The 14,661-nt window shown below is 54.1% G+C and carries 10 protein-coding genes, 6 tRNA genes and 1 pseudogene; 4 read left to right on the top strand and 13 right to left on the bottom strand.

Annotated elements, in window-relative coordinates; genetic code table 11:
• Positions 1 to 87: 87 nt before the first annotated feature.
• The 11 genes from ABLV07_RS22050 to nagB form a co-directional block, all read right to left on the bottom strand.
• Positions 88 to 162 (bottom strand) — tRNA-Gln (locus ABLV07_RS22050).
• 45 nt (positions 163 to 207) lie between these two features.
• Positions 208 to 284, bottom strand: a tRNA-Met gene (locus tag ABLV07_RS22055).
• A 23-nt stretch (positions 285 to 307) separates the two neighbouring features.
• Positions 308 to 382, bottom strand: a tRNA-Gln gene (locus ABLV07_RS22060).
• Between the two features lie 36 nt (positions 383 to 418).
• Positions 419 to 493 (bottom strand) — tRNA-Gln (locus ABLV07_RS22065).
• Between the two features lie 23 nt (positions 494 to 516).
• Positions 517 to 601: transfer RNA gene (locus ABLV07_RS22070), tRNA-Leu, on the bottom strand.
• Between the two features lie 8 nt (positions 602 to 609).
• Positions 610 to 686, bottom strand: a tRNA-Met gene (locus ABLV07_RS22075).
• Positions 687 to 912: 226 nt separating this feature from the next.
• Positions 913 to 2,577 (bottom strand): asparagine synthase B, encoded by a 1,665-nt coding sequence (gene asnB / locus ABLV07_RS22080; RefSeq protein WP_015367711.1) that lies wholly within the window; start codon positions 2,575 to 2,577, stop codon positions 913 to 915.
• Between the two features lie 279 nt (positions 2,578 to 2,856).
• Complete coding sequence (locus ABLV07_RS22085; RefSeq protein WP_015367710.1) at positions 2,857 to 3,609, bottom strand: HAD-IIA family hydrolase; 753 nt, start codon at positions 3,607 to 3,609, stop codon at positions 2,857 to 2,859.
• Between the two features lie 45 nt (positions 3,610 to 3,654).
• Positions 3,655 to 4,875: an N-acetylglucosamine repressor gene (locus ABLV07_RS22090; RefSeq protein ID WP_015367709.1), complete on the bottom strand. Its 1,221-nt coding sequence runs from the start codon at positions 4,873 to 4,875 to the stop codon at positions 3,655 to 3,657.
• An 8-nt stretch (positions 4,876 to 4,883) separates the two neighbouring features.
• Entirely contained in the window at positions 4,884 to 6,032 is a 1,149-nt protein-coding gene (nagA, locus tag ABLV07_RS22095) for an N-acetylglucosamine-6-phosphate deacetylase (RefSeq protein WP_015367708.1), read from the bottom strand.
• A gap of 102 nt (positions 6,033 to 6,134) precedes the next feature.
• Complete coding sequence (nagB, locus tag ABLV07_RS22100) at positions 6,135 to 6,935, bottom strand: glucosamine-6-phosphate deaminase (RefSeq protein WP_015367707.1); 801 nt, start codon at positions 6,933 to 6,935, stop codon at positions 6,135 to 6,137.
• 314 nt (positions 6,936 to 7,249) lie between these two features.
• Here nagB and nagE point away from each other — a divergent pair, with 314 nt between their 5' ends.
• Entirely contained in the window at positions 7,250 to 9,202 is a 1,953-nt protein-coding gene (gene nagE / locus ABLV07_RS22105; RefSeq protein WP_015704747.1) for a PTS N-acetyl glucosamine transporter subunit IIABC, read from the top strand.
• 177 nt (positions 9,203 to 9,379) lie between these two features.
• Positions 9,380 to 11,047 (top strand): glutamine--tRNA ligase, encoded by a 1,668-nt coding sequence (glnS, locus tag ABLV07_RS22110; RefSeq protein ID WP_015704748.1) that lies wholly within the window; start codon positions 9,380 to 9,382, stop codon positions 11,045 to 11,047.
• Positions 11,048 to 11,299: 252 nt separating this feature from the next.
• Here glnS and ABLV07_RS22115 read toward each other — a convergent pair.
• Positions 11,300 to 11,377: pseudogene (locus ABLV07_RS22115) on the bottom strand (methionine synthase); the annotation flags it as partial.
• 106 nt (positions 11,378 to 11,483) lie between these two features.
• On the opposite strand from ABLV07_RS22115, the gene chiP reads away from it, so the two are divergent.
• The gene (gene chiP / locus ABLV07_RS22120) at positions 11,484 to 12,884 is read left to right on the top strand and encodes a chitoporin (RefSeq protein ID WP_015704749.1); all 1,401 of its coding nucleotides are present in this window, start codon (positions 11,484 to 11,486) and stop codon (positions 12,882 to 12,884) included.
• Between the two features lie 47 nt (positions 12,885 to 12,931).
• Complete coding sequence (gene chiQ / locus ABLV07_RS22125) at positions 12,932 to 13,264, top strand: ChiQ/YbfN family lipoprotein (protein WP_015367703.1); 333 nt, start codon at positions 12,932 to 12,934, stop codon at positions 13,262 to 13,264.
• Between the two features lie 52 nt (positions 13,265 to 13,316).
• Here chiQ and ABLV07_RS22130 read toward each other — a convergent pair whose 3' ends face one another.
• Positions 13,317 to 14,612, bottom strand: a complete 1,296-nt coding sequence (locus ABLV07_RS22130; RefSeq protein WP_015704750.1) for an MFS transporter — start codon at positions 14,610 to 14,612, stop codon at positions 13,317 to 13,319.
• Positions 14,613 to 14,661 lie beyond the last annotated feature (49 nt).

The raw sequence follows: 14,661 nt of genomic DNA on the forward strand, positions 1-14,661 counted from the left end.
CCTCGGAATGCCGGAATCAGAATCCGGTGCCTTACCGCTTGGCGATACCCCAACAGGCTGCGTTCACAGAGGAACGTCTTTTGAATTTGGCTGGGGTACGAGGATTCGAACCTCGGAATGCCGGAATCAGAATCCGGTGCCTTACCGCTTGGCGATACCCCAACAAATTTTTACGGATTTACCGATATTAACCGATAGTCCTGAATATGGTGGCTACGACGGGATTCGAACCTGTGACCCCATCATTATGAGTGATGTGCTCTAACCAGCTGAGCTACGTAGCCAAATTGTCATGCTGTTTCTTCGATGGCTGGGGTACCTGGATTCGAACCAGGGAATGCCGGTATCAAAAACCGGTGCCTTACCGCTTGGCGATACCCCAATACCGTCGCGGCTAACCGCAAATATCGAAGAAATATGGCTGGGGTACCTGGATTCGAACCAGGGAATGCCGGTATCAAAAACCGGTGCCTTACCGCTTGGCGATACCCCATCCGTGCAACGCTTTTTGGTGAATGGTGCGGGAGGCGAGACTTGAACTCGCACACCTTGCGGCGCCAGAACCTAAATCTGGTGCGTCTACCAATTTCGCCACTCCCGCAAAAAAGATGGTGGCTACGACGGGATTCGAACCTGTGACCCCATCATTATGAGTGATGTGCTCTAACCAGCTGAGCTACGTAGCCATCTTTTTTTCGCGTTACCTTATCGGCGTTGCGGGGCGCATTATGCGTATTGGGCCTGCGAGCGTCAACCACTTTTTCAAGGAAAATCGTCGTAATGTGACTGTTTGGTTAGGTTGCGAACAGCATGGTGCAATAATCGGCAAGAATTGATTATTTATCGTTTTTATTTGCCAATTTTGGCATAAAAAAAACGGACCCCGTAGGGTCCGTTGTTCGCCAGAATGGCTTATTTATAAGCTGACTGGTGGACGCCGACCGCGCGTCCTGATGGATCGTTCATGGTTTTGAACGCTTCATCCCACTCGATGGCTTTCGCTGAAGAGCAGGCAACGGACGGGCCGCCGGGTACGCATTCCGCCGCGCTGGGCAGCGGGAACAGCTCTTCGAAGATTTCGCGGTACAGATAACCTTCTTTAGAGGTCGGCGTGTTGTACGGGAAGCGGAAGCTTGCCGTCTCCAGCTGCTGGTCGCTAATCTGTTTTGCCGCCACTTCTTTCAGCGTATCAATCCAGCTATAGCCCACGCCGTCGGAGAACTGCTCTTTCTGGCGCCAGGCGACGCTGGCTGGCAGATAGGACTCAAAGCATTCGCGCAAAATATGTTTTTCCATTTTGCCGTTGCCGCACATTTTATCCTGCGGGTTGATGCGCATCGCCACATCGAGGAATTTCTTATCGAGGAACGGTACACGGGCCTCTACCCCCCAGGCGGACATCGCTTTGTTAGCGCGGGCGCAGTCAAACATGTGCAGCGCCTGCAGTTTACGCACCGTTTCTTCATGCAGTTCTTTAGCGTTCGGCGCTTTGTGGAAGTAGAGATACCCGCCGAATACTTCATCGGAACCTTCGCCAGAGAGCACCATTTTAATGCCCATGGCTTTAATTTTACGCGACATCAGGTACATCGGCGTCGAGGCGCGAATGGTAGTCACGTCATACGTTTCGATGTGATAGATAACGTCGCGGATCGCATCCAACCCTTCCTGCACCGTAAAGTGAATTTCGTGATGCACGGTGCCGAGGTGGTTTGCGACTTCCTGCGCCGCTTTAAGGTCAGGGGAGCCTTCGAGGCCGACCGCGAATGAATGCAGTTGCGGCCACCAGGCTTCGCTGCGCTCCTGATCTTCAACGCGGCGGGCGGCGTATTTTTTGGTAATGGCCGAAATCACCGACGAGTCCAGGCCGCCGGAGAGCAGCACGCCGTAAGGTACGTCGGACATCAGGTGGCTCTTCACCGACTCTTCCAGCGCCTGACGCAGTTCGTTTTTATCCGTGACGTTGTCTTTTACCGCGTCGTAGTCGAACCAGTCGCGCTGATAGTACTGGCGAATTTCGCCATCCTGGCTCCACAGGTAGCTACCCGCAGGGAACTCTTTAATCGTGCGGCAGACCGGCACCAGCGCTTTCATTTCAGAGGCGACGTAGAAGTTGCCGTGCTCGTCGTGGCCCATATACAGCGGAATAATACCGATATGGTCGCGGCCAATCAGATAAGCGTCTTTCTCGCTGTCATACAGCGCGAAGGCAAACATCCCCTGCAGTTCATCGAGGAACTCAGGCCCTTTTTCCTGGTACAGCGCGAGGATCACTTCACAGTCGGAACCGGTCTGGAACTGGTAGCGATCGCCATATTCGGCGCGCAGCGCCTGGTGGTTGTAGATTTCACCGTTGACCGCCAGCGCATGGGTTTTTTGTTGGTTATAGAGCGGCTGGGCGCCGGCGTTGACGTCGACGATCGACAGACGTTCGTGGGCGAGAATCGCTTTATCGCTGGCATAAACGCCGGACCAGTCCGGTCCGCGGTGGCGCATCAGGCGGGAAAGTTCCAGTGCCTTTTTACGCAGTTCGCCTGCGTCAGTTTTAATATCCAGTACGCCAAAAATAGAACACATAGCCTTCTCCGTTACCCTGTCGTGTAGTGATGTTATGCAGACCTCGTCTCTTGCAAGGTCTTAGTGCGTGTTAAAGAAAATGCCGTAAAGGAGAGTGGGGCGCAAGAGATTTACCGGCAGAAAAGTAAAAAGTGCAATGCTGATTGCCGGATGTTGAAAAATGAGTATGTTTATCTCGGCTTTATTGATGATTATTTAGCGATAAGCCATTTTCATTAGATGAATCTATTTTTGGCGGCACCAAAAATAAAAAACCACGTCCAGGGACGTGGTTTCGGCTCAAAAAACGTCGATTTCGGCGACCGACGGATAAATCCACGACGGGCGGAACGGCATGCTGTCGATATCGTCCAGCGTGGAGACTCCGGAGAGCACCAGAATGGTCTCAAGGCCCGCCTGGAAGCCGGCGAGGATATCGGTACGCAGGTTATCGCCGACGATCACCGTTTGCTCGGAGTGGGCCTGCATTTTGTTGAGCGCGGAACGGATAATCCACGGGCTCGGCTTACCGACATAAAACGGTTTACGGCCGGAGATTTTTTCGATTCCCGCACAGAGTGCACCACAAGCAGGGTAGTAGCCACGGCCGTGAGTATCCGGGTTGGTGGCGATGAAACGCGCGCCGTTGGCGACAAAGAAAGCCGCTTTATGCATCATTTCCCAGTTAAAGGAGCGGGTCTCGCCAACGATGACGAAATCAGGGTTAACGTCGGTGATGGTGAAGCCGGCCTTATACAGTTCGTGGATGAGCGCGCCTTCGCCAACCACATAGGCTTTTTTACCTTCCTGGCGACGCAGGAAATCGGCGGTGGCCATGGCGGAGGTGTAGAACGCGGTATCCGGCACTTCGATACCGGCGGTGGCGAAGCGGTTGGCCAGGTCCTGCCCGGTTTGCGAAGGATAGTTGGTCAGCATCACCAGCGGCATGCCTTTTTCCAGGATGCGTTTGATAAATTCAGCGGCGCCGGGAACAGCCACGTTATCGTGCATCAGCACGCCGTCGATATCACAAATTACGTTTTGAATGGTCATGGACAGTCCAACATCATTAACGAAAGGCGAAACTATAAAGCTGGATTAACTTTCCAGCAAATGCTGTAGCAGGATGCCATTGAGCATCGCGCGTTTGACCAGCGCAAAGGCGCCGATGGCGGAGCGGTGATCGAGCGTCGAGCGTACCACCGGCAGATTGTGGCGAAACGCTTTCAACGCCTGGCCGTTGATACAGCTTTCGATGGCCGGCAGCAGCACCTTTTCCGCCTCGACGATTTCACCGGCAATCACCACTTTTTGTGGATTAAACAGGTTGATGGCGATGGCGATGGTTTTGCCCAGATGACGGCCAACGTATTCGACCACTTCACAGGCCAGCGCATCGCCTTTATTTGCCGCTTTGCAGATAGTTTTGATATTGCAGTCATCAAGCGTGATGCGGCTTTGATAGCCCTGCTCAAGCAGATGGCGGACGCGGTGCTCAATAGCGGCGTTCGCGGCGACGGTTTCCAGACAGCCGAAGTTGCCGCAGTGACAGCGTTCGCCTAATGGGTCAACCTGGATATGGCCAATTTCGCCGACGTTACCGTTACGGCCGATAAAAATGCGCCCGTTGGAAATAATGCCCGCGCCGGTACCGCGGTGTACGCGCACCAGAATAGAGTCCTCGCAATCCTGGCTTGCGCCAAAATAGTGCTCGGCCAACGCCAGGCTGCGGATGTCGTGGCCGACAAAACAGGTGACGTTAAAGCGTTTTTCCAGCGCTTCGACCAGCCCCCAGTTCTCTACCTGAATGTGCGGCATATAGCGGATAACGCCGCTTTCCGGATCGACCAGCCCCGGCAGAATGACCGAAATGGCGATGAGCTCGCGGATTTTGCGCTGACAATTTTCAATAAAGGTGGCGATGATATTCAGCAGCGCGTGCTCAAGCGTTTCCTGGGTACGCTCCGGCAGCGGGAAGTGCTCTTCTTCCAGCGTCTTACTGCTTAAATCATAGAGGGTCAGGGTGGCGTCATAGCGGCCAAGCCGCACGCCGATAGCGTTGAAATTGCGGGTTTCCGCAATGATAGAGATGGCGCGGCGCCCCCCGGTGGAGGCCTGCTGATCGACTTCTTTGATCAGGCCGCGCTCAATAAGCTGACGCGTAATTTTGGTTACGCTGGCAGGGGCAAGCTGACTTTGTTCCGCTATCTGAATGCGCGAGATGGGACCATGTTGGTCAATCAGCCGATAGACGGCCGCGCTGTTCAGCTGTTTTACCAGATCGACGTTACCAATTTGAGCTTGTCCGCCTGCTGTCATACTTTTACTTACTCAGTGACGACCTCGTTACCATTAACGATGGTCTTGATGATTTTATAATCGCGGCTGAAAGCGGTCAGGTTAGCGACCATACCCGGCGCAATGCTGCCGAGCTGCTTGTCCACGCCAATCGCGCGCGCTGGGTAGAGCGTCGCCATACGCAGCACTTCGTCCAGCGCTACGCCGCAATGTTCAACGAGGTTACGTACCCCTTCAATCATGGTCAGCGAAGAACCGCTGAGAGTGCCGTTTTCATCCACGCACAGACCATTACGGTAGTATATTGTTTTACCAGCAAAAATGAACTGGTCAATATTAGCCCCTGCCGGCGCGGTGGCGTCAGTCACCAGGCACAGTTTATCGCCTTTCAGGCGTTTAGCGTTACGCACGTTGGCATAATCGACGTGCATGCCGTCAACGATGATACCGCAGTAGACATCCGGCTCGTCGAAAATGGCGCCGGCCAGACCTGGTTCACGGCCGGTAATGTATGGCATGGCATTATAAAGGTGCGTCGCAAAAGTGATACCGGCGCGGAAACCGATTTTCGCTTCTTTCAGCGTAGCGTTAGAGTGACCTGCCGAAACCACGATGCCGGCGGCGACCAGTTTACGGATCACTTCCGGCTCGACGCGCTCAGGGGCCAGCGTCACTTTGGTGATAACGTCGGCGTTGTCGCACAGGAAGTCGACCAGCGCGGCGTCCGGTTTACGCACGTAGTCCGGGTTATGGGTGCCTTTCTTGACGATATTCAGCCACGGCCCTTCCAGATGCAGACCCAGCGCCTGGTTGGGGTGTTTTTGCAGGTATTCGCGCATGACGCGGATGCCTTGCTTCATCAGATCATCGCTGGAAGTAATCAGCGTCGGCAGGAAGTTGGTGCAGCCGGAACGCTCATTCGCTTTCTGCATAATTTCCAGCGTTTCGACGGTGACCGCATCCGGACTATCGTTGAATTGCACGCCGCCGCAGCCGTTCAGCTGGACGTCGATGAAACCGGGGGCAATAATCGCGCCGTTGACCGAGCGTTGCTCAATTTCAGACGGCAAATCAGCCAGCGGACAGAGACGTTCGATACGGCCATTGGCGATAACGACCGCATGGTCATCGAGAATTTCATGACCGGTGTAAACCCGGCCCTGGGTTAATGCATACATTACGACCCCCGGTATATACGCCCCACCAGCGCAACTCGCATTGTTCTGGCGTTGCATACAAAGAAAAAGATGGTCCCACGCCAGGGCGCGGGACGGACTACATTACAGACCTTTAATATTTTCAGCTTCTAATTCGTTGAAATATTTCAGGGTCTTCACTTTCAGTTCCATCGTGGACGGCTCGTCGCAGACCACAACCGCTTTCGGATGCAGCTGCAGACAGGTGATGGTCCACATGTGGTTGACGTTACCTTCGACCGCCGCCTGCAGCGCCAGCGCTTTCTGATGGCCCAGCACCAGGATCATCACTTCTTCTGCATCCAGCAGGGTACCCACGCCCACGGTCAGCGCATATTTCGGCACCAGATCCACATCGCCATCGAAGAAGCGGGAGTTGGCCACGCGGGTGTCATGGGTCAGGGTTTTGATACGGGTACGGGACGCCAGAGAAGAGGCCGGTTCGTTAAACGCGATATGACCATCGTTACCTACGCCGCCCATAAACAGGTGGATTTTACCGTAGGAGCGGATTTTTTCTTCATAACGACGGCATTCTGCATCGATATCCGGCGCATTACCATTCAGCAGGTTGATATTTTCAGCTGGAATATCAACATGGTCAAAGAAATTGCGGTGCATGAAGCTATGATAGCTTTCCGGATGCTCTTTCGGCAGGCCGACATACTCATCCATGTTGAAGGTAACAACGTGCTTGAAGCTAACCTGGCCTGCTTTATGCATTTCAACCAGCGCTTTGTAAGCGGTAAGAGGCGTACCACCGGTAGGCAGACCCAGTACGAACGGACGGTCCGCGGTCGGTTTGAACGCGTTAATGCGGTTAACGATATGACGGGCAGCCCATTTACCTACTTGTTCAGCTGTTACCAGGGGGATCAGTCTCATTCTTCACCTCTATAGTTAAATTAGAACCTGGCGGATTGGCGCCAGCATACTATGAAGAGTATTGCAGCAACTGCGCCGACCGGGGTCAATCCGTGTTGATTTTTTGAATGATAAAATAAGTTTTCGATGTTAGCCAGTCAAAGGGAGGGGTGAATACGATATTTGGTGATTATAGTCACAAAAAATACCCGTTTAATTTGCGATACGAATTAATTTTTCACACACTTTGCCGGTAAGTGATAAATCCGACCTTGTTACACAATAAAAAAGTGGCTTTGAAATGAGCCTCATCGGGGTCTCATAGGGGGAATAAGATGAATATTTTAGGTTTCTTTCAGCGGCTGGGTAGGGCATTACAGCTCCCTATCGCAGTGCTGCCGGTCGCGGCATTGCTGCTGCGATTCGGGCAACCGGATCTGCTGAACGTACCCTTCATCGCGCAAGCGGGTGGGGCAATCTTTGACAACTTAGCGTTGATCTTCGCCATCGGCGTGGCATCAAGCTGGTCCAAAGATAACGCGGGTTCTGCGGCGCTGGCCGGCGCGGTAGGTTATTTCGTGATGACCAAAGCGATGGTCACCATCAACCCGGAAATTAACATGGGTGTACTGGCGGGTATCATTACCGGTCTGGTCGCGGGTGCTGTTTATAACCGCTGGGCCGGCATTAAACTGCCAGACTTCCTGAGCTTCTTCGGCGGCAAACGCTTCGTACCGATCGCTACCGGCTTCTTCTGTCTGGTGCTGGCTGCCATCTTCGGCTATGTCTGGCCGCCGGTGCAGCACGCTATTCATGCGGGCGGTGAATGGATCGTGTCTGCGGGCGCGCTGGGTTCCGGTATCTTCGGTTTCATTAACCGTCTGCTGATACCAACCGGTCTACATCAGGTGCTGAACACCATCGCCTGGTTCCAGATTGGCGAGTTCACCAACGCCGCGGGTGCGGTCTTCCACGGCGACATCAACCGCTTCTATGCCGGTGACGGCACCGCGGGGATGTTCATGTCCGGCTTCTTCCCGATCATGATGTTCGGTCTGCCGGGCGCTGCGCTGGCAATGTACATGGCTGCGCCGAAAGAGCGTCGTCCGATGGTCGGCGGTATGCTGCTGTCCGTGGCCATCACCGCGTTCCTGACCGGTGTGACCGAGCCGCTGGAATTCCTGTTCATGTTCCTGGCTCCGCTGTTGTACCTCCTGCACGCTATCCTGACCGGTATCAGCCTGTTCATCGCAACGGCGCTGGGTATCCACGCGGGCTTCTCCTTCTCCGCGGGCGCTATCGACTACGTGTTGATGTACAGCCTGCCGGCAGCCAGCAAAAACGTCTGGATGCTGCTGGTGATGGGCGTGGTGTTCTTCTTCGTTTACTTCCTGTTGTTCAGCGCGGTTATCCGCATGTTCAACCTGAAAACGCCGGGTCGTGAAGATAAAACCGACGACGTCGTGACTGAAGAAGCTAACAGCAACACCGAAGAAGGTCTGACTCAGCTGGCGACCAACTACATCGCAGCCGTAGGCGGTACCGATAACCTGAAAGCCATTGATGCTTGTATCACCCGTCTGCGTCTGACCGTCGGCGACTCGGCGAAAGTCAACGATGCCGCCTGTAAACGTCTCGGCGCCTCCGGGGTGGTGAAACTGAACAAACAGACCATCCAGGTCATTGTTGGCGCGAAAGCGGAATCCGTTGGCGACGCCATGAAGAAAGTGGTTGCCCGTGGTCCGGTTGCTGCTGCAGCTGCTTCGACTGACAGCGCGCCAGCCGCCGCGCCTGCGGCCAAACCGCAGGCGGTCGCGAACGCCAAAACCGTCGAAGCGCTGGTTTCCCCGATCACCGGTGAAGTGGTGGCGCTTGAGCAGGTACCGGATGAAGCCTTCGCCAGCAAAGCCGTTGGTGACGGTATCGCGGTGAAACCGACCGATAACATCGTTGTCGCGCCGGCGGCCGGTACGGTGGTGAAAATCTTCAACACCAACCACGCATTCTGCCTGGAAACCGATAACGGCGCGGAAATCGTCGTCCATATGGGCATTGATACCGTCGCGCTGGAAGGCAAAGGCTTTAAACGTCTGGTTGAAGAGGGCGCACAGGTGAAAGCCGGCGAGCCGATCCTGGAAATGGATCTGGCGTTCCTTAACGCCAACGCCCGCTCGATGATCAGTCCGGTCGTCTGCAGCAACAGCGATGATTACAGCGCGCTGGTGATTCAGGCAACGGGTAACGTTGTCGCCGGCCAAACGCCGTTGTTCGAGATTAAAGGCAAGTAAGGCTCCTGAGTAGAGTTTTGCCTCAGCGGCGCAGCGAAACCTGCGCCGCTTTTTTTTGCAGCAAATACCCCCATATCCAACAACAGATACGTATTTTGCGTAACTAATAGTTGTCTCTGCGCCCTGCTTGTAAGATCATGTGCCGTTATACGTTGTTTACGCTTTGAGGAACCCGTGATGAGTGAGGCAGAAGCCCGCCCGACTAACTTTATCCGTCAGATCATCGATGAAGATCTGGCTACCGGTAAGCACACCACCGTTCATACCCGCTTCCCGCCGGAACCGAACGGTTACCTGCACATTGGCCATGCAAAATCCATTTGCCTGAACTTCGGCATCGCTCAGGATTATCAAGGTCAATGTAATCTGCGTTTCGATGACACCAACCCGGTGAAAGAAGATATCGAATACGTGGAGTCGATTAAAAACGACGTGCAGTGGTTAGGTTTCCACTGGTCCGGCGATGTCTGCTACTCCTCTGATTACTTCGATCAGCTGCATCAGTATGCGGTTGAACTGATCAACAAAGGTTTGGCCTACGTTGACGAACTGTCCGCCGACGAGATCCGCGAATACCGCGGTACCCTGAAAGAACCGGGTAAAAACAGCCCATACCGCGATCGCAGCGTGGAAGAGAACCTCGCGCTGTTCGAAAAAATGCGTACCGGCGGTTTTGAAGAGGGTAAGGCTTGCCTGCGCGCGAAGATCGACATGGCGTCGCCATTCATCGTGATGCGCGATCCGGTGCTGTATCGCATTAAATTTGCCGAACACCATCAGACCGGCAACAAATGGTGCATCTACCCGATGTACGACTTCACCCACTGCATCAGCGATGCGCTGGAAGGTATCACCCACTCGCTGTGTACCCTGGAGTTCCAGGACAACCGTCGTCTGTACGACTGGGTGCTCGACAACATCAGTATTCCGGTGCATCCGCGTCAGTATGAATTCTCGCGCCTGAATCTCGAATACACCGTGATGTCCAAGCGTAAGCTGAATCAGCTGGTGACCGAAAAGCATGTGGAAGGCTGGGATGACCCGCGTATGCCGACTATTTCCGGGCTGCGCCGTCGCGGCTATACCGCTGAATCCATCCGCGAGTTCTGCAAACGCATCGGCGTGACCAAGCAGGACAACACCATTGAGATGGCGTCGCTGGAGTCGTGCATTCGTGAAGATCTGAATGAAAACGCGCCGCGCGCGATGGCGGTGATCGATCCGGTTAAACTGGTTATCGAAAACTATCCGCAGGGCGCAAGCGAAATGGTGGCGATGCCGAACCATCCGAACAAGCCGGAGATGGGCAGCCGCGAAGTACCATTCAGCGCTGAGATCTGGATCGATCGCGCGGACTTCCGCGAAGAAGCTAACAAACAGTACAAGCGTCTGGTGCTGGGTAAAGAGGTGCGTCTGCGCAACGCCTACGTGATTAAAGCGGAACGCGTTGAGAAAGATGCAGAGGGTAACATCACTACCATCTTCTGTACTTACGATGCCGACACCCTGAGTAAAGACCCGGCCGATGGCCGCAAGGTCAAAGGCGTTATCCACTGGGTGAGCGCGGCGCACGCGCTGCCGGTTGAAATTCGCCTCTATGACCGTCTGTTTAGCGTGCCGAACCCGGGCGCGGCGGATGACTTCCTGGCGGTAATGAACCCGGAATCTCTGGTCATCAAGCAAGGTTTCGCGGAGCCGAGCCTGTCGAAAGCGCAGGCGGGTAAAGCATACCAGTTCGAGCGCGAAGGTTACTTCTGCCTCGACAGCCGCTACGCCACCGAGGGCCATCTGGTCTTTAACCGCACCGTTGGCCTGCGTGACACCTGGGCTAAAATCGGCGAGTAATGCTCACCGTATTCATGAAACGCCGCACATTGCGGCGTTTTTTTTATTTCAGAATCAGTGAATTAAAAATCGATATTTTTTCGATGCGAATTAATCTTATTAAAACACCGTAATAATTCCCCATCTCTTCCTGCCGGTGTATTTACATTTAACCGTTTCAGCTTCCGGCACCTATCAATTTTTTTTCGATATAACCATGACTTATCGTTAAAAAAGCTGAGAAGTAAGTCTGTAACAAAAAGACATAAATTATGTGCGCTTTGTCATAATCTTAAGCTTTGCTCTGCGAAAGAGATTGATAATTCGCGTCACGAAAAATAGTCTATCCATAGTGGTTTCGCGGACTTTTAACCGCACCGCTTTTAGTACTTTTTTATTTTTTTTAGCGAGCTGCCTTTGGCAATCGCAATTTTAAAACGTCAAAGAGGATATGCACATGCGTACGTTTAGTGGCAAACGTAGTACGCTGGCGCTGGCTATTGCCGCCGTCACCGCGATGTCGGGTTGGGTTGTGGCTCCACAGGCCAGCGCAGCAGGCTTTATCGATGATTCTACCTTAACTGGCGGTATCTATTACTGGCAGCGCGAGCGCGACCGTAAAAACGTAGAAACCGACAAGTATGAAACCAACCTTTCCCATTCTACCTGGAACGCCAACCTGGATTTCCAGTCCGGCTATGCCGCTGATATGTTCGGGATTGATATTGCTGCCTTTACCGCGATAGAAATGGCGGAAAACGGCGATAGCGGCCACCCGAACGAAATTGCCTTCTCCTCCAGTAACCGTGCCTACAGTGAAGATTATTCCGGCGATAAGAGCGGGATTAGCCTGTATAAAGCAGCGGCTAAATTTAAATTCGGCCCGGCGTGGGCGCGCGCGGGTTATATCCAGCCGACCGGGCAAACGCTGCTGGCGCCGCACTGGAGCTTTATGCCGGGTACCTATCAGGGGGCGGAAGCCGGAGCCAACTTCGACTATGGCGATAACGGCGCGCTGAGTTTCTCCTACATGTGGACCAACGAATATAAAGCGCCGTGGCATATCGAGATGGATGATTTCTACCAGAACGATAAGAAAACCAAGGTCGACTATCTGCACTCTCTTGGCGCGAAATACGATTTTAAAAACGATCTAGTGCTGGAAGCCGCTTTTGGCCAGGCTGAAGGTTATATCGATCAATACTTTGCGAAGGCCAGCTACAAATTTGATATTGCCGGTTCGCCGTTAAGCGCCAGCTATCAGTTCTATGGTACCCGCGATAAAGTCAGCAACGGCGGCGTCAACGACATCTACGACGGCACCGCGTGGCTGCAGGCGATCACCTTTGGCTATAAAGCGGCCGATGTGCTGGATCTGCGTCTGGAAGGGACCTGGGTTAAAGCCGATGGTCAGCAGGGCTACTTCCTGCAGCGTATGACGCCAACCTATGCCTCCTCTAATGGTCGTCTCGATATCTGGTGGGATAACCGCTCCGACTTTAACGCCAACGGCGAGAAAGCAGTATTCTTCGGCGCGATGTATGACATGAAGAACTGGGATATGCCGGGCTGGGCGTTTGGCGCTTCCTATGTTTACGCCTGGGATGCGAAGCCTGGCAGAATGGCATCCCCGGATGCTTACTACGATCCTAACTATCGTCTGAAAGAGTCCGCCTACAGTCTGGATGCTATCTACACCCTGCAGGAAGGCCGGGCGAAAGGAACGATGTTCAAACTGCACTTCACGCAATACGACAACCACTCCGACATCCCAAGCTGGAGCGGTGGTTACGGCAACATCTTCCAGGATGAGCGTGACGTGAAGTTTATGGTTATCGCGCCGTTCACCATTTTCTGATGCCTGCGCGGCGGGCGTGAGCCTGCCGCCCCTCTGGGAGAATAACTATGAAAAAGTTGCTGCTCATCGCCATCATGGCATCGGGTCTGGTTGCCTGCGCGCCATCGCCAGCGCCGAAAGAAGATTCCAAATTGAAAGATGCCTATAGCGCCTGTATCAACACGGCAGAAGGTAATCCGGACAAGATTGAAGCCTGTCAGAGCGTACTCAACGTCCTGAAGGAAGAGAAACCGCATCAGCAGTTTGCGACGCAGGAGAGCGTCAGAGTGCTGGATTATCAGGCCTGTATTCAGGCGACGCGCACCGGTAATGACCAGGCGGTCAAAGCGCGCTGCGATAAAATCTGGCAGGAGATTCGCAGTAATAACACCACTAAGTAAAGCAGACAGTTAAGCGTAAACGGGCGGAGCGCACACTCCGCCCGTCGCTATTTTAACGCGGTATTTCCGCTGGCTGATAGCCGCGGCTCAGACGCATGAACAGCATGGCGGTGGCGGCGAATCCGCATAGCGCCGCGCACATCAGCCACCAGCCTGGCGCGCTCTTATCGCCGGTGATTTCGACCAGTGCGGTAGAGATAGCCGGCGTCAGCCCACCGAAGATAGCGGTGGCGAGGCTAAACGCCAGCGAAAAGCCCACGGTGCGAACGTAGACCGGCATCACTTCCGTTAGCGCCGCCACCATTGCGCCGTTATACATACCAAAGAAGAACGAGAACCACAGCAGCACCAGCGTCATGCGGGTGAAATCCGGCGCGGCGGTGAGCCATTGCATCACCGGCCAGGTGGTCAGCAGCGCCAGGACGGTAATTCCCATCAGCACCGGACGGCGGCCTATTTTGTCTGACAGCGCCCCGCCAATCGGCAACCAGATAAAGTTAGAGATACCGACCAGCATCGTGACCAGCAAGCTGTCGCGTGCGCTCAGATGCAGTACCGCTCTGCCGTAAGTTGGGGTATAGACGGTAATAAAATAAAAGGTGGTGGTGGTCATCGCCACCAGTAAGGTGCCCGCGCTGATGATGCGCCAGTTTTTAACAATAGTGGTCAGTATCTCTTTGGTATCGGGACGATGCTTACGCTGCAGAAACGCTTCGGTCTCCTGCAGCGAACGCCGGAGCACGAAAATCAGCGGGATAATCAGGCAGCCGATAAAGAAGGGAATGCGCCAGCCCCATTCTGCAATCTCGTCGTGACCCAGCGTCTCGTTCAGCGCGTAGCCAATCAGCGCCGCCATGACGATGGCGACCTGTTGGCTGGCGGACTGCCAACTGGTATAGAACCCCTTTTTCCCCGGTTTGGCGATTTCCGACAGATAGACCGATACGCCGCCGAGCTCGACCCCGGCCGAGAATCCTTGCAACAAACGGCCAATTAATACCAGCACCGGCGCCAGCACGCCGATGGTTTGGTAGCCCGGCACCAGCGCAATCAGTAACGTGCCGCAGCCCATAATCGCCAGGGTGACCATCAGCCCTTTGCGGCGACCGATCCTGTCGATATAAGCTCCTAATACCACCGCGCCGATGGGGCGCATCAGGAAACCGGAACCAAATACGGCAAAGGTGAGCATCAACGCCGCGAACTCACTCTCTGCCGGAAAGAAGGTCCTGGCGATATAGGTGGCGTAGAAACCAAACAGAAAGAAGTCGAATTGCTCGAGAAAATTACCGCTGGTTACGCGGAGAATTGCGCCGAAGGTACCGGCGCGCGAGGTTGGTTGGGTCATAGGGTGTGCTCTCCATTGTCTTTATCTTGTTTTTATAGAGGTAAGAGGG

The organism is Klebsiella sp. CN_Kp097, from assembly GCF_040064495.1.
In the GTDB taxonomy this organism is placed as follows: domain Bacteria; phylum Pseudomonadota; class Gammaproteobacteria; order Enterobacterales; family Enterobacteriaceae; genus Klebsiella; species Klebsiella aerogenes.